22 protein-coding genes are annotated in these 19,544 nt (G+C 60.1%); 13 read left to right on the plus strand and 9 right to left on the minus strand.

Going from position 1 to position 19,544, the window contains the following annotated elements; translation table 11 throughout:
- Positions 1-225 precede the first annotated feature (225 nt).
- Entirely contained in the window at positions 226-414 is a 189-nt protein-coding gene (locus WB650_RS13525; protein ID WP_422304543.1) for a type II toxin-antitoxin system HicB family antitoxin, read from the plus strand.
- Positions 392-1,237 (plus strand): phytanoyl-CoA dioxygenase family protein, encoded by an 846-nt coding sequence (locus tag WB650_RS13530; protein WP_422304544.1) that lies wholly within the window; start codon positions 392-394, stop codon positions 1,235-1,237. Before WB650_RS13525 ends, WB650_RS13530 begins: the two co-directional genes overlap by 23 nt.
- Before the next feature lie 6 nt (positions 1,238-1,243).
- Here the strand turns inward: WB650_RS13530 and WB650_RS13535 are convergent, their stop codons facing one another.
- Positions 1,244-2,206: an alpha/beta fold hydrolase gene (locus WB650_RS13535; protein WP_422304546.1), complete on the minus strand. Its 963-nt coding sequence runs from the start codon at positions 2,204-2,206 to the stop codon at positions 1,244-1,246.
- 257 nt (positions 2,207-2,463) lie between these two features.
- On the opposite strand from WB650_RS13535, the gene WB650_RS13540 reads away from it, so the two are divergent.
- Complete coding sequence (locus tag WB650_RS13540) at positions 2,464-3,111, plus strand: hypothetical protein (protein ID WP_422304548.1); 648 nt, start codon at positions 2,464-2,466, stop codon at positions 3,109-3,111.
- A gap of 99 nt (positions 3,112-3,210) precedes the next feature.
- Here WB650_RS13540 and WB650_RS13545 read toward each other — a convergent pair whose 3' ends face one another.
- From WB650_RS13545 to WB650_RS13560, 4 genes are all read right to left on the minus strand, one after another.
- The gene (locus WB650_RS13545; RefSeq protein ID WP_422304550.1) at positions 3,211-4,020 is read right to left on the minus strand and encodes a DUF4412 domain-containing protein; all 810 of its coding nucleotides are present in this window, start codon (positions 4,018-4,020) and stop codon (positions 3,211-3,213) included.
- The gene (locus WB650_RS13550) at positions 4,017-5,105 is read right to left on the minus strand and encodes a lysylphosphatidylglycerol synthase domain-containing protein (protein WP_423960821.1); all 1,089 of its coding nucleotides are present in this window, start codon (positions 5,103-5,105) and stop codon (positions 4,017-4,019) included. Before WB650_RS13550 ends, WB650_RS13545 begins: the two co-directional genes overlap by 4 nt.
- A gap of 86 nt (positions 5,106-5,191) precedes the next feature.
- Positions 5,192-5,965, minus strand: coding sequence for an anti-sigma factor family protein (locus WB650_RS13555; protein ID WP_423960823.1), 774 nt, complete (start codon positions 5,963-5,965; stop codon positions 5,192-5,194).
- A gap of 1 nt (position 5,966) precedes the next feature.
- A complete protein-coding gene (locus WB650_RS13560) occupies positions 5,967-6,494 on the minus strand; it encodes a sigma-70 family RNA polymerase sigma factor (protein ID WP_422307336.1) in 528 nt (175 codons plus the stop codon).
- A 397-nt stretch (positions 6,495-6,891) separates the two neighbouring features.
- On the opposite strand from WB650_RS13560, the gene WB650_RS13565 reads away from it, so the two are divergent.
- The 4 genes from WB650_RS13565 to WB650_RS13580 all read left to right on the plus strand — a co-directional run bounded on the left by WB650_RS13565 (position 6,892) and on the right by WB650_RS13580 (position 9,439).
- Positions 6,892-7,125 (plus strand): helix-turn-helix domain-containing protein, encoded by a 234-nt coding sequence (locus tag WB650_RS13565; protein ID WP_422307334.1) that lies wholly within the window; start codon positions 6,892-6,894, stop codon positions 7,123-7,125.
- A 380-nt stretch (positions 7,126-7,505) separates the two neighbouring features.
- Positions 7,506-8,507, plus strand: a complete 1,002-nt coding sequence (locus WB650_RS13570; protein WP_422307333.1) for a metallophosphoesterase family protein — start codon at positions 7,506-7,508, stop codon at positions 8,505-8,507.
- A gap of 4 nt (positions 8,508-8,511) precedes the next feature.
- On the plus strand, positions 8,512-8,901 hold the full coding sequence (locus WB650_RS13575; RefSeq protein WP_422307331.1) for a cupredoxin domain-containing protein: 390 nt from the start codon (positions 8,512-8,514) through the stop codon (positions 8,899-8,901).
- A 10-nt stretch (positions 8,902-8,911) separates the two neighbouring features.
- Positions 8,912-9,439: a DUF2231 domain-containing protein gene (locus WB650_RS13580; RefSeq protein ID WP_422307329.1), complete on the plus strand. Its 528-nt coding sequence runs from the start codon at positions 8,912-8,914 to the stop codon at positions 9,437-9,439.
- On the opposite strand, the gene WB650_RS13585 is transcribed toward WB650_RS13580, so the two are convergent.
- Complete coding sequence (locus WB650_RS13585) at positions 9,436-9,732, minus strand: hypothetical protein (protein WP_422307327.1); 297 nt, start codon at positions 9,730-9,732, stop codon at positions 9,436-9,438. The two genes, WB650_RS13580 and WB650_RS13585, sit on opposite strands and share 4 nt — an antisense overlap.
- Before the next feature lie 132 nt (positions 9,733-9,864).
- Between WB650_RS13585 and WB650_RS13590 the strand changes: the two genes are divergently transcribed.
- Positions 9,865-11,238, plus strand: a complete 1,374-nt coding sequence (locus WB650_RS13590; protein ID WP_422307325.1) for a carbohydrate porin — start codon at positions 9,865-9,867, stop codon at positions 11,236-11,238.
- Positions 11,239-11,304: 66 nt separating this feature from the next.
- On the opposite strand, the gene WB650_RS13595 is transcribed toward WB650_RS13590, so the two are convergent.
- The 3 genes from WB650_RS13595 to WB650_RS13605 form a co-directional block, all read right to left on the minus strand.
- Positions 11,305-12,420 carry an aldo/keto reductase gene (locus WB650_RS13595; protein WP_422307323.1) on the minus strand — a complete coding sequence of 372 codons (1,116 nt, stop codon included), beginning with the start codon at positions 12,418-12,420 and terminating at the stop codon, positions 11,305-11,307.
- A gap of 65 nt (positions 12,421-12,485) precedes the next feature.
- Positions 12,486-12,875 carry a VOC family protein gene (locus WB650_RS13600; RefSeq protein ID WP_422307321.1) on the minus strand — a complete coding sequence of 130 codons (390 nt, stop codon included), beginning with the start codon at positions 12,873-12,875 and terminating at the stop codon, positions 12,486-12,488.
- Positions 12,872-13,513, minus strand: a complete 642-nt coding sequence (locus WB650_RS13605) for a class I SAM-dependent methyltransferase (protein WP_423960827.1) — start codon at positions 13,511-13,513, stop codon at positions 12,872-12,874. Before WB650_RS13605 ends, WB650_RS13600 begins: the two co-directional genes overlap by 4 nt.
- Positions 13,514-13,700: 187 nt before the next feature.
- Here WB650_RS13605 and WB650_RS13610 point away from each other — a divergent pair, with 187 nt between their 5' ends.
- From WB650_RS13610 to WB650_RS13630, 5 genes are all read left to right on the plus strand, one after another.
- Positions 13,701-14,483 carry an IclR family transcriptional regulator gene (locus WB650_RS13610; RefSeq protein ID WP_422307317.1) on the plus strand — a complete coding sequence of 261 codons (783 nt, stop codon included), beginning with the start codon at positions 13,701-13,703 and terminating at the stop codon, positions 14,481-14,483.
- Positions 14,484-14,926: 443 nt separating this feature from the next.
- Positions 14,927-15,673, plus strand: a complete 747-nt coding sequence (locus WB650_RS13615; protein WP_422305145.1) for an electron transfer flavoprotein subunit beta/FixA family protein — start codon at positions 14,927-14,929, stop codon at positions 15,671-15,673.
- 35 nt (positions 15,674-15,708) lie between these two features.
- Entirely contained in the window at positions 15,709-16,683 is a 975-nt protein-coding gene (locus tag WB650_RS13620) for an electron transfer flavoprotein subunit alpha/FixB family protein (protein WP_422305147.1), read from the plus strand.
- 88 nt (positions 16,684-16,771) lie between these two features.
- Positions 16,772-17,731, plus strand: a complete 960-nt coding sequence (locus WB650_RS13625) for an alpha/beta fold hydrolase (RefSeq protein ID WP_422305149.1) — start codon at positions 16,772-16,774, stop codon at positions 17,729-17,731.
- Between the two features lie 103 nt (positions 17,732-17,834).
- Entirely contained in the window at positions 17,835-19,121 is a 1,287-nt protein-coding gene (locus tag WB650_RS13630) for a DUF1329 domain-containing protein (protein WP_423960829.1), read from the plus strand.
- Positions 19,122-19,544: the final 423 nt, after the last annotated feature.

A 19,544-nucleotide genomic window follows, 5' to 3' on the forward strand; every position in this document is an offset into this window, starting at 1 on the left:
ACCAGAACGTGTCATCCTGACGAAGCGAGCAACGCGAGCGGCAGGACATGGCTTCTGGCCTCCGGACAGGTTCGCGCGACGCGAACCCGGTTCCGGTTTCCAGTCGCCCGCCTTGGGCGGGCCACCGACTTCCGACCTCGCCAAACTGGTCGCAGAATCCACCTGCATCACCGCAAAGCGAAGGCGTCGTGATATGATCGCCCACGACTCGGGCGAAGCAGAACAATGATACTCACAGCAGTATTTAAGAAAGTGCGAGGTGGCTACGTCGGATTTGTCGAGGAACTGCCCGGAGCAAATGCGCAGGGTCGTACATTGGCTCAGACTCGTGCAAATCTGAAGGAAGCGGTCGCGCTCGTGCGCGCCGCTAATCGTACTTTGGCTAAGGAAAGTGAGCGCACTCTCAACGACTAGCGACTCGATCTCCGCGCTGCATCCGCTCAACCATGGATTCACTTGGACGCCGGTGCACGGGCCATTTCGCTTGATCACCGACGAGCAGGCGCGATCGTTCGATGAGCGCGGCTTCTTCGTGCTCGAGAATGCGATCGATCCCGCGACCGTCGAGCGCGTCCGCGACGCGATCGATCCTTTCGAGGTGCGCGCCGAGGAATTCCTGCGCTCGCGTCCCGACGGCCGGATGGGCATCGCAAAGGCCGACGGAATAACCTTCACCGTTCATCTGGTTAAACTTTCCAAAGTCCTGCGCGACTTCTCGGCGAGCCGCGTCTTCCAGGATCTCTGCCACGACGTCATCGGCTCCGACGTGCGCCTTTACTGGGACCAGGCCGTGTACAAGAAGCCCGAATATCCGAAACCGTTCCCGTGGCATCAGGACAACGGCTACACCTACATCGAGCCGCAGGCGTACCTGACCTGCTGGATCGCGCTCAACGACGCGACCCTCGACAACGGTTGTCCGTGGGTGATTCCGGGCGGCCACCTGCGCGGGACGCTGGCGCATCGCGCTTCGAAGCTCGGTTATGTATGCCGCGAAGAGGACGGCCCCGAAGCGCTCGCCGTTCCTGTCCGCGCCGGCAGCGCCGTCGTCTTTTCGTCGCTGATGCCGCATCGCACCGGCCCCAACGTCACCGCGGGCGTTCGCAAGTCGTACATCCTGCAGTACGCCCCCGACGGCGCGCGAATCGTGCAGACCGATACTGCCTGCGCCGCGCCCGATCGCCAGTACCTGATTTTGAAAAATGGCGAGCCTGTCTCGCCGCCACCGCTCGAATAGGCGGAGCTACTTCTTCATATCCGAAAGAAAATCCAGAATGGCCTCGTTCACCTCGGCAGGTTTCTCCTGCTGCGTCCAATGTCCCGAGCCTTTGACCAGCACGGTTTTGCGCAGGTTCGGCACCCACGTGCTCATGCCCTCTGCCATCTCGGGTCGCAGCACGACATCGCGCTCGGCCGTGATCATCAGCGCGGGCTGCTCGACGCGATCAGTCTGACCGGCGCTTTCCTCCCAGCTCCGATCGATGCATCGATACCAGTTCAGGCCGCCGCGAAAGCCGCTCTTCTTGAACGCGTTCACAAAGACCTCGAAGTCGCCATCGGTGAGAAACTTTCCATGCGGACGATCCGCGAATCGATCGAGCAGTCCGCCACCCGCCGCCCCGAACACGCCCGGAACTGTCTTACGAATCCCGGTTGGATCGACTTCCGGCGGATCCTGGTAGAAGCCGCGCAGCGATCGAGCGACGTCGCGTTCGAGTTCCGCCTCCGCCACTCCCGGCGTTTGAAAATAGAGAATGTAGTGGAAGCCGCCCGCCGCCATCGCGCGCATCGCCTCGGTCGGCTTGATCGGTGCCCGCGGGATGAACGGCGTATTGACGCCAATCACGCGCTCGACGCTGTCGCGCGCCATCAGCGCGGTGTTCCACGCGACCATGCCGCCCCAATCGTGACCGACGATCACGCACTTGCCGATTCCGAGCGCGTCGAGCATGCCGACTATGTCGCCGACCAGTTTTCGCTGCGTGTACGCTTCGATCGGCGCGGGCGCTTCAGTCTCGCCATAGCCGCGTTGGTCGGGTGCGATCGCGCGAAAGCCCGCCTCGGCCAGCGCCTTCATCTGATGCCGCCACGAGTACCACATCTCGGGAAAGCCGTGGCAAAACACCACCGGAAAGCCGTCGCCGGTCTCCGCCACGTGCATCTTGATCCCGTTGGTCCGGACGAAGCTGTGCTTGATTTCGCTCATCGCATGCACCTCGAAGAAATCCGTTCTTGATAGTGGTGCGGGCGGCCGTGCCCGCCATCTTTTGAAATGGTGATGCTGATATACCCGTCGTCGCAGCACCGGGAATCATCCGGCAATATTCGCATCGATGCCAGCACTCCGAGTGAGCGAATCCGCAATTGACAGAAACGCGAAGGTCGCCCTATGCTCTGAGATCCAACATCCTGAACGCTCGTTTAATGAATGAGAGCGGTCAAGCAAGGTGGAGGACACACCCAATGAGCTACGATTTTGAATTCAAACAACTGCTTAGGGCCTACCGAAACGGAGTGATCTCCCAGTCCACCTTCGAGGCCGAGCTGACGTGGCTCGAAGCCGGCGCGCCGACCAACGGCAACGGCAATGGCGGCGGTGGCTTCAAGGCGTTCGGCCGCACCTACAAATCCGAACGCGCCGCAGTCGTCAGCTTTCTCGACAAGGTTCGCGCGGGCGAGGCCAGTGGCGGCGAAGCATTCTCGGCGTGGGCGGAAGTCTGCACTACAGATTGCATCCGCACCGGCATTCGCATGGTCGCCGAGCGCGAGGCTTATCATTCCCGAGTGTTCGCGCAGCGGTTGGCGGAACTCGGCGGTGAGGCGCGCGCGATGGTCACCGAAGCGGGACGCAAGGCAACCGCTTACCTGGGTGACCCGTCGATTCCCGACAATGAAAAACTGCTCGATTTCACCAAGCGCGTCGGCAAGCCCGAGGATGCCATCAAACCGATCTGCGAGTTCGCCGCATTGCTGAAGGAAGATCTCTCGACCAAGGAAGCGCTGCGGCTGTTCGCCGAAGACGAGCTATCGACCGCGAAATGGATCTGGGACGCATGCGCCGCGCTCAACGCGCCGAAGCAGCACGAGGCGCGGGCATCAGACTCGATGTAGTTTTCGCGTCCGATTGATAACCAAGAGCGGGGCCCCTGATGGACCCCGCTCTTTTCTTATCTTCACTCACTCGCGACGGCGCGAGTCAGCACCAACAACCTAATGCGCTGCTGGCGACGGTGCGCCCGCTGGCGGCGGCGGCTTCATTGCGCCCGGCTTCATCATCATAGATCCCGGTCCCGGCAGTTCTCGCTTGGTGAAGCCCGAGGGAAGCGCGAAATCGGATTCGGCCAGTTTCTTGGTTTCGATCTTCTCGACCATCGTGCTGGTCGTGACCGGCGGACGTTTCGCCATCATCTCGTTGATCTTGGCCGCCTGATCGGGCGCCATCCCCGGGATGTTCACCTTTCCCATCTTCATCGTCGAGTCCAGCGCGAGCGGCACTCCGCCGGGTATCTCGCCAGTGCCGGCCGCCGTGCCCGCGTTCTTCAGCTTGTCCGCCATATTCTTCTCGAAGGCCGCAAACTCCTGGGCGCCGGGTGCCGAAGTCGAGAAGCATTCCTTGACGGTATAGTCGCCCGCCATCATGTGCCCGCCGCCGTTGTAGTCGGTGCACTTGTAGCCGGCGATCTCACGCGAACTGCCGGCCCGCTTGAAGTTCATTGCCGCGTTGGTGCTCGCCGCCATCATCGTCGCCATCTGGCCCTTGGGCGGAAACGGAATCTCGAAGTAGGTCTTCGCGTTCGGATCGAGCACGTACATCTTCCCAGCGTCGAGGTCGGTTATGATCGTGTGACGCTCGGTCACCATTTTCTGCTTGTTGCCCTGCACCGAAATCGTTTGTTCGGAGTCGCGGGTATTGGTGCCGCTGGTCACGTGCTGCTTTTGCGTTATGACGACCCCGGCGGCCGCGGGCAGCGCGGTCATTGCGAGCGTCATCCCCGCAACCAGGGCGGTTAATTTCCTCATAGCGATTGCTCTCCTTGTGCTCGTTGTATTTTCATCACAGAGTCGCGGCCGGCCGGCGCGGCGCCCTTAATATCGCCGCGCTGCCGTATGATCGTCCGATGTATCATCAGGGCCAATAGCCCGAACAACACCCATACCATTTCCTTGATACGCCGCAGAAACCCGACTGCAAAGCCGATTCCCGGCGGATAACCCAACATCCCCAGGATTAGCGCCTTGCCGCCCTCCTGACTTACCAGCTTGCCTGGAATCAGAAAGGTCGCGCGCTCGATCAGCAGCCCGACCGACTCGACCAACAGCGCGGTCTGAAAGGTCGCCGTCTGATGCAGCAGCGTCAGCAGTATATAGATTTCGAGCGGCCCGAGACTCCATGCGATCGCGTAGCACACGCATGACGCCGCGAACCGTCCGCGATTGCGCGCATAGAAGTCCAGCAGGACCGCATCGGCCTCGTCGGCGGAATCGCGGATTTCGTCAGTGTTGATTCGCGCGATGTCGAACTTGGTCGCAGCTCGAAATAGATGCGAGAACGGCCGTTTCATCTGGATGAAAAAGAACCCGCCCGCGAGCGCAACCGCCAGCGCGAACCCGCCGACGATCGCCCAGTACAGATGAGCAGCCACCGGTATGATGCGCAACGAAATCACCAGCGCGATCGACATGAACACGATTTGCCCGATCGCTTCGGCCAGCGACGCGACGACCACCGTCGCCAGAGCCACCGGCATGCGCAACTTCTCGCGCACGTCCACCGCCATGACGAACTGACCGCCGAGCTGGGCCGACGGCGTCACATAGTCGACCGCCTCGCCGCCAATCCGCGCCGCAAATAGTTCGTAGAACCTCAGCGCAGGGGGATAGTCCTCAATCGTGACGCGCCAGCCAAACGTGTTCGCGATGCGCGCAACCGCCTCCAGCGAAATCGTCAGCGCCAGCCCCCATCCCGCCATCCGTACATAGCCAATCACCTCCCGCGGCCCGTAATGAGTCAGGAACCAGGCGTAGAAGGCAATCGCTATAACGATGAAAATAGTCTCGACGCGGCGCATCGGCAGGTGGGAGCCACCTCTATGGGCGGGCGGCAACCGATGCATTCTTTCAGCAGCGCCCCAACTGCGCAACCTGTTAACGCGTGAGTTATCCGCAGTTTAAGGGGCGGGGAAAACCGCGTTCATCCCTTGGCGCGGATCAAGCCGGCGAACTTGCCGAGCTCGACCGGATTCAAGTCAGAGACCACCCAGCAATTCATCCCGGCGACCGTCATTTGCTCGACGTTGTATCCGTGTTCGGTCTCGATTCGCTCAGCGCTGGTGGTCTCGCCGGCGGTCGGCCACATGAAAACGTTGATCACGTGCTTGCCATGCTGATAGATGAGCGCGGCTACCGGTCGCCCGTCGATATAGTCGAGACGACCGCCCACCAGCGGGAATCCGTCTTTCGCGAAATCGGTCACCGGTGGCGAGAAATCCAGCTTGCCGTTGAACCACGGCTTGACCGTGTGCTGATCGGTCGAGGCGACGTCCATCAGATGCGTCGCCATCAGCGACCGGACGTGGCTGGTGACCACTTCGTTCGCGAGCTGCTGATTGAGCGCAGGAGTGAGAGTCCGTGGCGCGATGATCAGCGCGAGCATCGCGCCAATCGCCATCGGCACCGCAAATCGAACCGTGCGTTGAACCCATGCTCCGCGCCGCGACCGATACCCGTTCGAGCGCAATACCGTCGCCGCCGGGATTGCGCGGCGAATCTTTTCCTTCAACGCCGGCGGCGCCTCGAACCGAAACGCTTCGTCCTTGAGACGCGTGCGCATCGCGCGCAAGGCGGCGTACTCGCTGGCGCATCGCGGGCATTCCTCGATATGCCGCTGCACCTCGAGGTCGTCGGCGAGGTCCAGTTCGCCGTCGAGATGACCATGCATCAGCATTCGCGCGTCGTCGCAGTTCACGTCATCGCTCCTTGCCGATTCGCTCCTGGAGCGAACGCGCAAGCTTGCCGCGGGCTCGAGCCAGCCGCGACATGACGGTCCCAATCGGTACGTCGGCCGCGTCGGCGATTTCCTTATACGAAAGTCCTTCGATATCGCGCATCACGATCACCTCGCGAAACTCGTCCGCCAGCTCATCCAGCGCCGCGCGGATCATCGCGCCATCGGCCTTGCGAACCGCATCGGCTTCGAGGCCGACTTCCTCGCTGGACCCGCCATGGATCTTCTCGTCGAACTCAGTCGGCGACTCGGCACCGCGGTTGCGCCTGAGCCAGGTGAATGCGGTGTTGCGCACGATCGCAAGAATCCACGCGCGCGGATCGCCGCCGCGGAATCCACCGGCAAACCTGAAGGCGCGCAGGTAGGCCTCCTGCACGACATCCTGGGCGTCGTGCTCGTCACGCACCAGCCATCGCGCGAGGTTGTACGCAGCATCCATATGCGGCAGGAACGTGCGGTCGAAATCGACGGCTTTGGCTTCGTCAGGCAATCGCTTTTCTTTCGCCCGCCCGTCCCCGTATAGATTCAGACCGCGAGCGGACCAATCTTATTCCCGACCGTCATTGGGCCTCAATCGGGGAATAATCTCTCACCTGCTGAGTCCTGCAATGTGAAAGTACTTAATGGCGTGAGGTGAATTTCAGTATGGACGTCCAGCACACTACCGCTTTGTGCGGTCATTTTTCACGCCTTTAGCCACGGAGAGATTGGAAGTGAAATTGTCGGAAAAAGATCGCCCACACGGCCGAGACGCCCCTTTTCTGTCCCCCTCCCCCGCAGAAAAATTGTTTCGCCGTGTGGGCTTTTACCCTTTTCGGAGCTGTGGAGACTCATAAATCCGAGACTTGGGACAATCGACTAAAACCCGCGTAAGATAGAGGAGTCACATGGATCGATTCGATGAAATCAATGGCAAAGTTCTAACGGTACGTGACGTATCCAATTATCTCAGGGTGCATCCGTCCACGATTTACAGGATGCTCAAGAGGAATCAGTTGCCCGCGTTCCGTGTCGGCAGCGATTGGCGGTTTACCGTCGAGGCAATCGATCACTGGCTCGCGTCGGTGGCGCCCGGTGCGTCCCCGCTCGCCGTGAGCGAGAATCATCTGAGCTCGAAGTGACCGCATAGCTCGGATGGACGAAAGTCCGCGAGCACATCGTCAGCGCCGCGGTTCCGTGCGGAAAGGAATCGCGCCGATTGCACATGAATCACCAATTCCGCGCCGTCACGAATAGAGATGCCGGTCGTCAGTCTGGTAGCAGACGAAACGGTCCGCATCTCCAAGATCGTAAATCATCAAAAGTTATCGATTGTCGCTGCGCCAAAGCTGCGTAGCGATGTCGTCATAGACTCCCCCGTGCGTCCGATCGTCCCCAAATAGTCCCAGACCGCGCACACAGCAATTTTATTCCCGACAATTTTTTAACCTCAGTCGAGGGAATTTTCTCTGCGCCATCGAGTCATCTCCCTGAAAGCGCACATCAGCGCGAGGTGATTTTGATGGAAAAGAAATTTGATCGTCGATCGTTCCTGCGCGTCTCGGGCACCGCGCTCAGTATTGGCGCGCTCTACAGCGTCTTCCCGGGCCTCACGCGCAGCGCCGGCGCTGAGGGAATAACCCGCACGCTCGCCGAGCTCAACGGCGAAGCTCCGGCGCCGTTCTCGTTCATGCAGCTGAGCGACACTCACGTCGGATTCAACGGACCGCCTGATCCTCTTGGCACCCAGGCATTCGAAAGCGCGGTCGCTACCGTCAACGGGCTGAAGAATCGCCCCGAGCTGATCATCGTCACCGGCGATCTGACTCACGACGCCGACTCGTCCGACGAGCACGCGAAACGCTTCAAGCTGTTCAAGCAGATCTCGAGCAAAATCGGTGGCGCGCAAATCAAAGTCGTGCCAGGCGAGAACGACGCCGCGCTCGACGGTGGCGTCATGTTCCGCGAATTCATGGGGCCGACGCACTACTCGTTCGATCATCGCGGCGTGCACTTCGTCGCGCTCGACAACGTCTCGGCCGGCCGGCCCGAGGTGGGCGCCGCGCAGATCGCGTGGATGAAATCCGACCTCGCGCGCTTTCCGAAGACCACGCCCATCATCGTCTTCACCCATCGTCCGCTGTTCGATCTCAAGCCCGAATGGGAATGGTTCACCAGCGACGGCGACGACGTGATGAACGCGCTCGCGCCGTACGAAAACGTGACGGTGCTCTACGGCCATATTCATCGCGAGAATTTTCACCAGGCCGGGACCACCAAGATGTATGCGGCCCGGTCGTTGATCTTCGCGTTCCCGGATCCCGCGACCAGTCCCGTGAAAAAGCCGACGCCCTTCGACAAGGCTGCCCCCTTCAAGGACCTCGGAATCAGGCGCGTCAACGGCAACGCTTACGGCAACGATCTGCAGATCGAGGAAGTCGCGCTGGCGACAGCAGAGTTCTCGGGGACGGTCGGAATGGATCAGATGCTCAAACATGGAAACAACGACGCAAAGGATGAGTAAGAAAATGAAAACGACAATATTCAAAAACAAGATCGTCAACACGTTTCTGCTGGCGGGTGCGTGCGGGATCGCGGTGGCAGTCCTCTCTCCGAAGGTCAACCTGGCTCGGGCGGACAACCCGAAGGTGATCGAGATCACGGCGAAAAAGTTCGAGTTCACGCCGAGTGAGATCACGATCAAGAAAGGCGAGCCCGTAATCCTGCGCCTGACCAGCAGCGATCGCGTGCACGGCTTCATGTCGAAGCCGCTCAAGATCGATACAGACATTCCCGACGACACGACCAAAGACGTCGCCGTAACTCCCGACACCGCCGGCAGCTTCACCGTGATCTGCGACCACTACTGCGGCACCGGCCACGGCAACATGAAGATGAAAGTAACCGTCGTCGAGTAAGAGTGACGTCATGTTCGCGCAATTGGTCAGCACCTATCACCTTCATCCGATCGTCGATCACTTCACCATCGCACTGCTGACCTTTGGGATCGCCGCGGAAATTTTCTCCGCCGCGGCGATCCGGCTTTCTCGCGGGCAATCGGGTTTCCTGGCGGTTTGGGGCCAGAAGCTTGCGAGCGCGTCGCTTCTGCTGATGATCGGAGGAGCGGCCGCAAGCGTCATGTCGTATTTAACTGGCGACGCCGAGGCCGATCGGCTGTGGGATACGATGTCGCCCGCCGCGCAGCAGATTCTCGCATCATCGAACGGCGCGGCTTACCTCTCTCACGCGATACTCGGGCAGTACCTCATGTACGTCTTTCTGATTCTTGCCGCGTGGCGCGTGATGCTCGAGTTATCCAGCCGTTTCGAAGGAACGCGAATCGCTTTCCTCGTTGTGGCGACAGTCGCGGCAGGCGCCCTTCTCTACCAGGGCAAGACCGGAGGCGAACTGGTCTACGAACATGGCGTCGGCACTTCGAGCGTCGCCGCGCGCTAGTCGAATTTCCGCTTGGCCGCGGCTACTGCCTGGTCGGGCTCGGGAAGTTCTCGAAACACGAGGTCCTCGTGTCGCAGCGTCTTGTCGAAATTCTGAATTGCTTTGCGAACTTCAACCGGCGGTGGCCCTTCGAGGAGACCGCTGTCGAAACTTATCGTGTCGCCGGGTTTTATATTGTCCAGAATCAGGATGTGCCTGACGATCGGATAGTCGCGCTCGAAGGATTGGAGTTTCTCCCGTGCCTTGGCGAGCCGGTTCCACGCCTCTTCCCACTTCTTGAGGGTGGCCGCCATCGGCTTTGAGTTTACGCTTTTCGTTGCTCTCAGTCCCACGATGCGTCAGGTGTCGGCGAGTGACAGGAACAATTCCGCCGCCCGCATCGCTTAGACCGAACCGATCCGATAAGACAGATCGGCGTGTCCTCGTTGGTCAGGATATTTTTGTCGGGCGCCGCTCTTCTACTTTGCGCGATCGTCGTCACGTCGTCCCTCGCTCTCGCCGAAATCGACGACTACACCTCCGGCAGCGAAACCTTCTTTGCGCATTCGGACACGCTGCCGTGGTGGCTGTCGGCGCAAAGTAACACCATCTTCCAATGGCATCCGCCATTTCACGCCGACTACAGCGGCCCCAACAGCCTCGATCGCAGATCCGATCAAGCTGCTACAGAAGTAGCCACACTCTACACCGGCCTCGAGCTGTCGCCGACGCTCGAAGCAATTGCGGATTTTGAAATCGGAAGCGGCAGCGGCCTCAGCGATTCAACCGGGCTGGCAGGTCTGACAAATCTGGATGCGACGAGAGATCTGGACGGAATGCCGTATGTCGCACGGCTCTGGTACCGCTTGGTCATTCCGTTGAGCGATGAAACGGTCGACGCCGAGCGTGGACCGCTCTCGATCCTCACCACGCTCCCCGTGCGCCGTCTCGATATCCACATCGGCAAATTCTCGATGGTGGATTTCTTCGACCTCAACAGTGTCGCCAACGACAGCCATACCCAGTTCATGAACTGGACGGTCGTAAACAACGGAGCTTACGACTATCCCGCCGACACCCGCGGCTACACTTATGGCGGCGTGATCGACTACGAAGATCGATTCTTTGGCGCGCGCTTCGCCGAGGCTCTCATATCGAAGCGCGCCAACGGTCTCAATCTTCAAAAGAACCTCCAGGATGCGCACTCGGAGAACTACGAAATTGAGGTTCGTCCGGAATTAATTCCAAAGCGCTTCACCGCGGTTCGATTCCTCGCGTTCACGAATTTCGCGAACATGGGCGACTATCATCAGGCAATTGATCTCTTCGAGGCGGGAAAGACCCCCGTGCCGGAGATCACGGATCATCGGATGCAGAACACACTCAAGTACGGATTTGGCATCAACGCCGAGCAGGAGTTCACCGACACGATCCGCGGCTTCGCGCGCGCCGGATGGAACGAGAGCGAGCACGAATCGTTCAACTACACCGAGGTGAACGATACGGTTGCATTCGGCGGCGATATCCGCGGCACTGTGTGGAATCGGCCGCAGGACAAGTTTGGGGTCGCGTTCGTCGGCAACGGATTGTCGCAGAGACATCGCCAGTATCTAGCTTTGGGCGGACTGGGCTTCATACTGGGCGACGGCGCCCTTTCCTATGGTCCTGAGAAAATTATGGAGTGCTACTACAACTTTCCGATTCCGATACACGCGGGTTTTTTCGGGGCGCTGGACCTCCAATACATCGACAACCCCGGCTACAATCGCGCGCGCGGCCCGGTCGTCGTCCCCGGGATGCGCCTGCACGTCGAACTTTGATCCTTATTCCCCTCTCCTGAAGGGAGAGGGGTCAGGGGTGAGGTGAATTGTTTGATGCCAATGTTGCTACGGCTCCTCGCCTTGCTGGAATAATCGCATCAGCTCCTCGACGGTAGCCGGCGGCTTGCGTGCGGTCTCGAGCGTGTCGCGAACGTGATCGACCGATTTCATTCCGACCAGAGCCACGTCCACGCCGGGCGTCGAGCGCACGAACTGAATCGATCGCTGCGCATCGGTTTTGAACCCGCCGAATGCATTCGCGACGATCGGCGGCAGCCCGCGCGATAGCTGCCCCTGCAGCAGCGACGCGCTCGCGCAGACCGCGAGTCCGAACGCCTTCGCGGCGGCAAGGGGAGTCGCCTTTCCAGCATGCACGAATTGGTTCGATCGCGTGACCGCTTCCGGCATCGCCAGGTTGTACGGCAATTGGATCGCGCGAAAATGATGCGCGTCGCCCGCCACCTCGCGCGCGGTTCGCATCAGCTCGTCGAGCGACAGCCATCCGCGCTCCGTCGGCGCGGCGCGGAAGCCATTCCAGGTCGCGGTGCCATAGACGCCGATCTTTCCGTTGGCCACCGCGCCTTCCAGGAACTCGAAAATCGTCGCTGTTCGTTTAAGGAACTCCTTGCGGTCGACGGCTTCGAGTTGCGTCTCAGGATTGTGAATATAGTAGATGTCGATCGTCTCGAGATTGAGATTCCTGCGCGACAGCTCGAGCATCGTGCCGATATATTTCGGCGTCATGCAATGCGACCCGTCGACCAGATCGGCGGGCGACACGATTCCGGTCTTCACGTAATGCTCTTCGAACCAGGCGCGCGGATTCGGCGGCACTTCGCCGTCGAACGTGATGTACCCGCCCTTGGTCGCGACCACCACCTGCTCGCGCTCAATCTCGCCCGCCGCGACCAGCTCGCCAAGAGCCTTGCCGATATTCCGTTCGCTGCGCTGGAAGCGGTAGTTCACCGCCGTGTCGATCAGATTGATCCCGCCGCGCAGACTCGCCTTGATCGCCTCCTCGTAGGCGCGATCGGTCTCCTCGTCGGGTTCGCCCAGGTAGGTTCCGATTCCAATCGATGAGACCGACACTCCGAGCGCCGGCCGGAAATTTCCCGGCAGCTCGGGGAATCGGCTCGCGTACTTGGCAGTGGCTTCGGCGGTCGCGCGCCCTTTGAGCATCATGAGGTTTTCTCCTATGGCAGAGGATTTGCGCGCTCGCGCACCTTAAACTGACCTTTACTGAAAAATTATTGAAAAGACTGCGGGCTGATCGTCGGTTCGTAGAGCGCCTGGATCACGTTGCCGTCGGGATCGCGAATGTAGAACGACACCGAGCCGTCGCGATGGTGTTTGAGCTCGTGCACTATCTCGACGCCGATGCTCTTGGCCCACGTATATCCAGCCTCGACGTCGGCGATCGTCGGCACGATAAACCCAAGATGGTCGAGCCGCTGCGCGTCGCCGCCATAGTCACCGCGATGCAACGCGACGTTGTCGCATCCCGAGCTCAGATACGCGTTGTCGGGGTCGGGCTGCCAGACAAGCTTCATTCCGAACACGCGGACGTAGAAATCCTTGGCGCGCTCGACGTCGGAAACCTTGAGCGCCAGATGACGCATGCCGCGATTCTTGATCAAGTGGTTGCCTCGCGCGTCTTGTACCCCACCACCGCCCAAATCGGATCCGACGGCGGCGAGGTCGGCGCGCTGCGGTCTATGAAATCTATATTCTCAAACGCGCCGCTTTCCATAAAGTAGCTGCCGACCAGCTTGCCATGGTCGTAGTCGTCGAGGTGCTGCCAAATCGCAACCGCCTTGGTCGGGAAACAGCGATTTGAAAACGTGACGACGAACGGCGCGCCCGGCTTGAGCACTCGCGCGACTTCGATGAACGTCTCGATCGGCCGCGTCATGTACTGCACCGAGACCGTCACGACGGCACCGTCGAACTCGGCGTCGGCAAACGGCATCCGCGGCGCGCGATTGAGATTGTGAATGACGACTTCGGTTAGGGTCGGATTATTTTCCATCTCCGCGCGATTCATCCCGAGCCCGACCACTCGCGACGGCCGGATATGCGTCGGCAGATGCGATCGCCAACTGCTCATCAGGTCGAGGATCGCGCCGCCCTGCGGCAGCAGTTGCGCGTAGATCTCGCCGACCTTCGCGATCGCACCGTCGTCGATATGGGTGACGAGTCGCGGGACCGAGTAGAATACCTCATCATCGTCGTCGTCGACACGTCTGAAAAAATCGGCGGGAAGTTGTCTGGGCATGCGGAAATCCTGTTTTGAGAGCCTGTTGATAGGTTATCTTTTCCTTTAAATATCAACTAGTTGGCGCGAATTTGAGAGAATTTACAAAGCATCGTTGACAAACTTCGCGCCCGCCACTTAAAGTAAAACACTTTTACATATCCGGGCGACTCGTCCTCCGAATCGCCCGAGTAGTCACTGAAAAGAAATGGTCCGACGCGATAAAACCAACTACGTGATCCAATCCGTCGCGCATGCGCTCGACGTGCTCGAACAATTCTTCGGCGACGTCGATGAACTCGGCGTGACGGAACTTTCCAAACGGCTCAAGCTGCACAAGAACAACGTCTTTCGACTGCTCGCGACGCTCGAGGCGCGCGGTTACATCGAGCAAAATAAAGCCACCGAGAACTATCGCCTCGGCATCAAGTGCCTCCACCTCGGTCGCCGTTACATCCATCATATGGGCCTCGTTAGGCAAGCGCGCCCGATCCTCAACGATGTCGCCAAAAAATGCCGTGAGAGCGCCTACGTCGCGATCGTCCGTCGCGACGGCGTCGTGCCGCTCGAAGCCGCCGAGGCCGAAGATCGCGCCGTGCGGATTACTCCGCCAATCGGAATCACGCTCCCGCTTCATTGTACCGCAGCCGGCAAGGCGCATCTCGCCTTCGACGCCGAAGGTCAGCTGAAATCCGCGCTCCCCGACGCTCTGAAGCGCTTCACCGATCGCACGATAACTGATCGCGCAATTCTGCTAGCGCAGCTCGAAGCAGTCGCGCGCGACGGCTACGCCACCGACTCCGGCGAGTTCATCGAAGAGGTCTCGTCGGTCGCAGTCCCAATCCGCGACTACACCCGCTCAGTCGTCGGCTCAGTCACGGTCGCCGGTCCCACCTACCGCATCGGCCCGGAACGAATCACCGCCGAAATCGCCCCCAGCCTGCTAGACGCCGGCCGCGAACTGTCACATCGGCTAGGCTACAACGAATAATCAGATGCGGAACCCGCCGTGGGTTCCGCGCCTCCTTGGGCAGGGGTGACCCCTGCACCCAGTATTAAGAAATCGCGAAACGTCGAGGACGACATTTCGCTCTCAGGTTCGGGGGAAAGTGGCGTGGAATTACCTCGCCGGTTATTTCACGAAAGAGGCGGCCGGCCGCACGGCCGGTAGGTGAGGGTTCCGCGATCGCAGCACCGTGCCCGCTTGACCAGTTTTTGTGTTTCTCGTCTTTGTGTCATTCAGAGCGAAGCGAAGAATCCCGGATCCTTCCTGCGCCCTTTGCGCCGCCGCTCTCTCATTAGTATGGTTTGACTGACTGGCGGGCCGCTGTTAGAAAGTTTGCGTTTATCGGCCTTTCTGGGCGATTCCCTGTGCAACTGTTCTGTTCTCAGATTCTTTTCGATGCATGAAATCATGCGTGGAGTGTTAAGGCGTTGAAAATCCTGGTTCCAATCAAGCGAGTTCCCGATCCTGCGACCACCATTCGCGTGCTGCCCGACGGCACCGGTATCGCGACCGACAATGTGAAATGGGTTATCAACCCGTTTTGCGAAATCGCGATCGAAGAGGCGCTCCGTATCAAGGAGAAGCAGACCGGCGAGGTCGTGCTCGTCACGGTCGGGCAATCGACTTGGCAGGAGCAGTTGCGCACCGGGCTCGCGATGGGCGCCGACCGCGCAATCCTGGTGAAGACCGACACCGCGCTCGATTCTCTTGCTATAGCCAGAATCCTCGCGAAGATTGCCGGCGACGAGAAGCCCGACCTCATCATATTGGGCAAGCAGGCTATCGACGACGATTCGAACCAGGTCGGCCAGATGCTCGCCGAGATGCTCGGATGGCCGCAGGCTACGTTCGCATCGAAGGTCGAGATAACGCCCGAAAAAACCTCGGTCGTGCGTGAAGTTGATGGCGGCCTCGAGACGGTCGCGTTCAAGCTCCCCGCCGTCATCACCACCGACCTGCGCCTCAACGAGCCGCGCTACGCGTCGCTGCCGGGAATCATGAAGGCGCGCAAGAAAGAGCTGAAGGAGGTCGCGGCCGACAGCCTCGGCATCGATCTGGATCCCAAGCTGAAGATTAAGACGATGGCCGCGCCGCCCAAGCGTCAGGCCGGGCGCAAGGTCGCGTCAGTGCAGGAGCTGGTCGCTGTTCTTCATACTGAAGCCAAAGTTATTTGAACGATCTTACGATCGATTTTCCGGAGTGAATTGAAATGGGTGACGTTCTGATTTTCGCGGAGCATCAGGGGGGACATTTCCCCAAGACTACGCTGACTGCGGTTCACGCGGGCCTCGACCTGGCGAAAAAGCGCGGCGGCAAAGCAATCGCGGTCGTCGCGGGCGACGCGCCCGAGTCGGCGGCGGCCGAAATCGCCAAGTACGGCGTCGCCAAGGTGATCGCGCTGGCGCATCCGGCCTTGAAGAACTATCTCGCCGACGCGCATGCGCAGGCCCTCGCCGCGCTGGCCAAAAAAGAAAATGCGGAATTCATGCTCGCGACCGCGACGGCGATCGGCAAAGATTTGTTTCCGCGGCTGGCCGCGCGACTCGGCGCTCCGATGGCGTCGGAAATCACCGCGATCAACGACGAGCACACGTTCGTGCGCCCCACTTATGCCGGCAACGTGATGGCGACGGTCGAGCTCGACGGACCGATCAAGGTGTTGACCGTGCGCGGGACCGCATTCGACGCCGCCAAGCCGGGCGACGCCGTTGCTCCGGTCGAAAAGCAGGATGCCGAAATCGACGCGGCCGCGCTCAAGATGGAATTTGTTTCGTTCAACGCGACCAAGAGCGATCGCCCGCAACTGACCGAGGCGCGGATAATTGTGTCGGGCGGCCGCGGTCTCAAGTCGGGCGAAAACTTCAAGACCGTGCTCGAGCCGCTCGTCGACGAGATGGGCGCCGCGATGGGAGCGTCGCGCGCGGCGGTCGATGCGGGCTTCGTGCCCAACGACCTGCAAGTCGGGCAGACCGGCAAGGTGGTTGCGCCGGAACTCTACATCGCAGTCGGAATTTCAGGTGCGATTCAGCATCTGGCGGGGATGAAAGACTCGAAGGTCATCGTCGCGATTAACAAGGATGAGGAGGCGCCGATTTTCGCCGTCGCCGACTACGGCCTGGTCGCCGACTTGTTCAAAGCGGTGCCCGAGATGGCCGAAGAAATCAAAAAGCTCAAGCATTCGTGATTTTAAGCGGAACCCGCCGTGGGTTCCGCACCTCCTTGGGCAGGGGTGACCCCTGCACCCGGTGTTAAAAGAAAAAGAGGCATCCGCGATGGCCGACCTGCAACATAAATTTGTCAACACCAACGGCATTCGGATGCATTATGTCGAGCAGGGCAGCGGGCCGCTGGTTGTGTTGTGCCACGGATGGCCGGAGTCGTGGTACTCGTGGCGGCATCAGATTCCCGCGCTTGCGGGCGCGGGCTTTCGTGTTGTCGCGCCGGACCAGCGCGGCTACGGCCAGACTGACGCGCCGGCGCCGATCGAGTCGTACAACATCCTGAACCTGGTCGGCGATATCGTCGGGCTGGTCAACAGTCTTGGCGTCGACTCGGCGGTGATCGTCGGTCACGATTGGGGCGCGCCGGTCGCGTGGAACTCGGCGCTGCTGCGACCCGACATCTTTCGCGCGATCGCATTGCTAAGCGTTCCGTATTTTCCGCGAGGTCCAATGCGTCCGACCGACGGAATGAAGGCTCTCGCCGGCGACCAGCATTTTTATCAGCTCTATTTCCAGGAGCCGGGCAAAGTCGAGAAGGAACTCGACGCCGATCCGCGCCGCTCGATGGCGATGGTCCTATACTCCGCGTCGGGTGACGCGCCGCGCGACGGACAGTTCTCGTTCCTGTTTCCCAAGACGAAAAAATTTATCGAGACCGGCATGGTGCCGGACAAGCTGCCGCCGTGGCTGACGGAAGCCGACTTGGATTTCTTTGCAGGCGAGTTCAAGCGCTCGGGTTTTCGCGGTGGCGTTAACTGGTATCGCAATTCGGATCGCAATTGGGAACTGACGCCCTTCCTCGACGGTGCGAAGCTGCGTCAGCCTGCGGTGTTCGCCGCCGGTGAGCATGACGTAGTCGGCAAAATGATTCCCGGCGGCTACGAATCGGCGGGCGCGTTCACACCAAACCTGAAAAAGAAAGTGATTGTCCCCGGCGCCGGCCATTGGGTGCAGCAGGAGCGCCCGAAAGAGATCAACGAAGTCCTCATCGAGTTCTTGAAGAGTCTGTAGCAGCCAGCGGAGCGGCGCGCCGAGCAACCTAACCCCCGGCCCCTTCCCTCGTCGAGGGAAGGGGAGCAATCGAAGAGAGAGTTCAGCTAAGATTCTGCGCGCTATGCGCCTGATCGCTCGAATCACTCTTTACTCGATCGTTGCAATGTCGCTGATGGCGCGCGGCGAGGTGCGAGCGCAATCTGCTGCTTCTACGACTCCGAACGCATCGGCGAGTCCCGCGGCTGCTGCCGAACTGAAGCCCGGTACTGTTATCGCCGCCGACAACGTCGATCAGTACGCGCGCTATGTCCCGGCCGCTGCCAGGTTTGCGATTGCTCATGGGTTCCGGATGCGCGTGCTACCTGAGCGGCGCGTCGAATGGTCGCAAGGCTTTCAGCACGCCACCGAAAAGTATGCTGCGCAAGTCGCGCTCGACAACGACGACTACATCAAGAACTACGTCGCCGGCATGCCGTTTCCCCTGATCGACGCGAGCGACCCAAAGGGCGCCGTGAAAATTGCGTACAACTGGCACATGGGACCGTTCATGCCGGATGATTTTTCGATCGCGCCCTGGAGCAGCAACGCGTACGCATCGGATCCTGCCAGCCCGCTGAAAATCGTTCCAAACAGCGACGCCGATTACGCCTGCGAGCAATTCGAGTTCCTGAGATTTGCTCATCGCACCGACGTCGATCCGCGCCCGACGATCGGCAGCGACGCGATGGGCGTCGAGTGGAAGGCGAGATGCAATCGATGGATGACCGACATCACCGGCACTCCGAGCGAGGGCGCGGGTATCTGGGTTCGTTACCTCGACCCGAAGCATCCCGACGAATTTTTTTCATTCAGTGAAGAGTCGCGCCGCATCCGTCGCATCGCCGTGAACCTGGCCTATCCGAACGAAGCATGCCGCGGATGCCATCAGCCGTACTGGGCCTATGCTTTGCCCAAGACCGAGAACTATCAGTATCGCCTGCTCGGCAGCACCGTGATTCTCGCGTGCCTTGCGGCCGATGACGAACCGGCAGGATTCAAGACTGGCGCCGACGGCCTCACGCTCGGCGAGGAGCCATTCGAACTCCGCCACGCGTACATCCTCGAGATGCGGCCGCGAGGATCGCCGTCAGCGATGCGGACTCTCATCTATATAGACAGCGAAGTGTACGTCTGGCTGGCAGCTGAGTTTTACGACTCGAGCGGCCTGACCGCGACCGCTATGCCGCTGTGGCGGATGCGGCCGTCGTCGGAGGGCGGCAGCCTGTTCGATCTCGCCGGCAGTTTCTATCACCCCGAGAATCGCGGATCGTTCTTCCGCTCGCTGGTTCCCGCGCACAACGAGTTCAATCAGGTGATCAACAGCGGCGAGGTGACCGAAGGCGCGTTCAATCCCCTGATGATGCACTGAAGGCATCGTCTCTCGATTGCGACAAATGGGATCATCGAATAGCTGTCGCACTGTTCCCCTCCCAAACCTGAGAGCGAAAACGCGTCCGCGCGATTTCGCGATTTCTTTTTAATACTGGGTGCAGGGGTCACCCCTGCCGCCCGCCGCGCAGGCGTCTGGCTTGATTCGCGCCGACTGCGCGGATATTTTCAACAACATCCAACACAGGAGAGATTGAAGGCGTGCGGAAGTAGTTACTCCATCGTTCGTGTCTTCGGACAACAGCTCGCGCGTTTTTTTTCGGCGCGCGGGTTTTTCAGTGGGAGCAGCTATGTTCGTGCGACTTTCAGGTCTCTCTTTTTCATATACCAATTCCGTTTCCACTCTGAACGACGTCACGCTCACACTCGCGACCGGATGGACCGGCGTGGTCGGGCCTAACGG

Source organism: Binatus sp. (SeqCode) (assembly GCF_049584895.1).
Lineage (GTDB): Bacteria > Desulfobacterota > Binatia > Binatales > Binataceae > Binatus.

Bases quoted from the DNA above. Each gene is read 5' to 3' on its own strand.
- WB650_RS13575 (WP_422307331.1), top strand. From the start codon at position 8,512: ATGAAAACGACAATATTCAAAAACAAGATCGTCAACACGTTTCTGCTG.
- WB650_RS13620 (WP_422305147.1), top strand. From the start codon at position 15,709: ATGGGTGACGTTCTGATTTTCGCGGAGCATCAGGGGGGACATTTCCCC.
- WB650_RS13595 (WP_422307323.1), bottom strand. From the start codon at position 12,420: ATGATGCTCAAAGGGCGCGCGACCGCCGAAGCCACTGCCAAGTACGCG.
- WB650_RS13580 (WP_422307329.1), top strand. From the start codon at position 8,912: ATGTTCGCGCAATTGGTCAGCACCTATCACCTTCATCCGATCGTCGAT.
- WB650_RS13565 (WP_422307334.1), top strand. From the start codon at position 6,892: ATGGATCGATTCGATGAAATCAATGGCAAAGTTCTAACGGTACGTGAC.
- WB650_RS13545 (WP_422304550.1), bottom strand. From the start codon at position 4,020: ATGAGGAAATTAACCGCCCTGGTTGCGGGGATGACGCTCGCAATGACC.
- WB650_RS13570 (WP_422307333.1), top strand. From the start codon at position 7,506: ATGGAAAAGAAATTTGATCGTCGATCGTTCCTGCGCGTCTCGGGCACC.
- WB650_RS13625 (WP_422305149.1), top strand. From the start codon at position 16,772: ATGGCCGACCTGCAACATAAATTTGTCAACACCAACGGCATTCGGATG.
- WB650_RS13540 (WP_422304548.1), top strand. From the start codon at position 2,464: ATGAGCTACGATTTTGAATTCAAACAACTGCTTAGGGCCTACCGAAAC.
- WB650_RS13630 (WP_423960829.1), top strand. From the start codon at position 17,835: ATGCGCCTGATCGCTCGAATCACTCTTTACTCGATCGTTGCAATGTCG.
- WB650_RS13610 (WP_422307317.1), top strand. From the start codon at position 13,701: ATGGTCCGACGCGATAAAACCAACTACGTGATCCAATCCGTCGCGCAT.
- WB650_RS13605 (WP_423960827.1), bottom strand. From the start codon at position 13,513: ATGCCCAGACAACTTCCCGCCGATTTTTTCAGACGTGTCGACGACGAC.
- WB650_RS13535 (WP_422304546.1), bottom strand. From the start codon at position 2,206: ATGAGCGAAATCAAGCACAGCTTCGTCCGGACCAACGGGATCAAGATG.
- WB650_RS13585 (WP_422307327.1), bottom strand. From the start codon at position 9,732: ATGGCGGCCACCCTCAAGAAGTGGGAAGAGGCGTGGAACCGGCTCGCC.
- WB650_RS13525 (WP_422304543.1), top strand. From the start codon at position 226: ATGATACTCACAGCAGTATTTAAGAAAGTGCGAGGTGGCTACGTCGGA.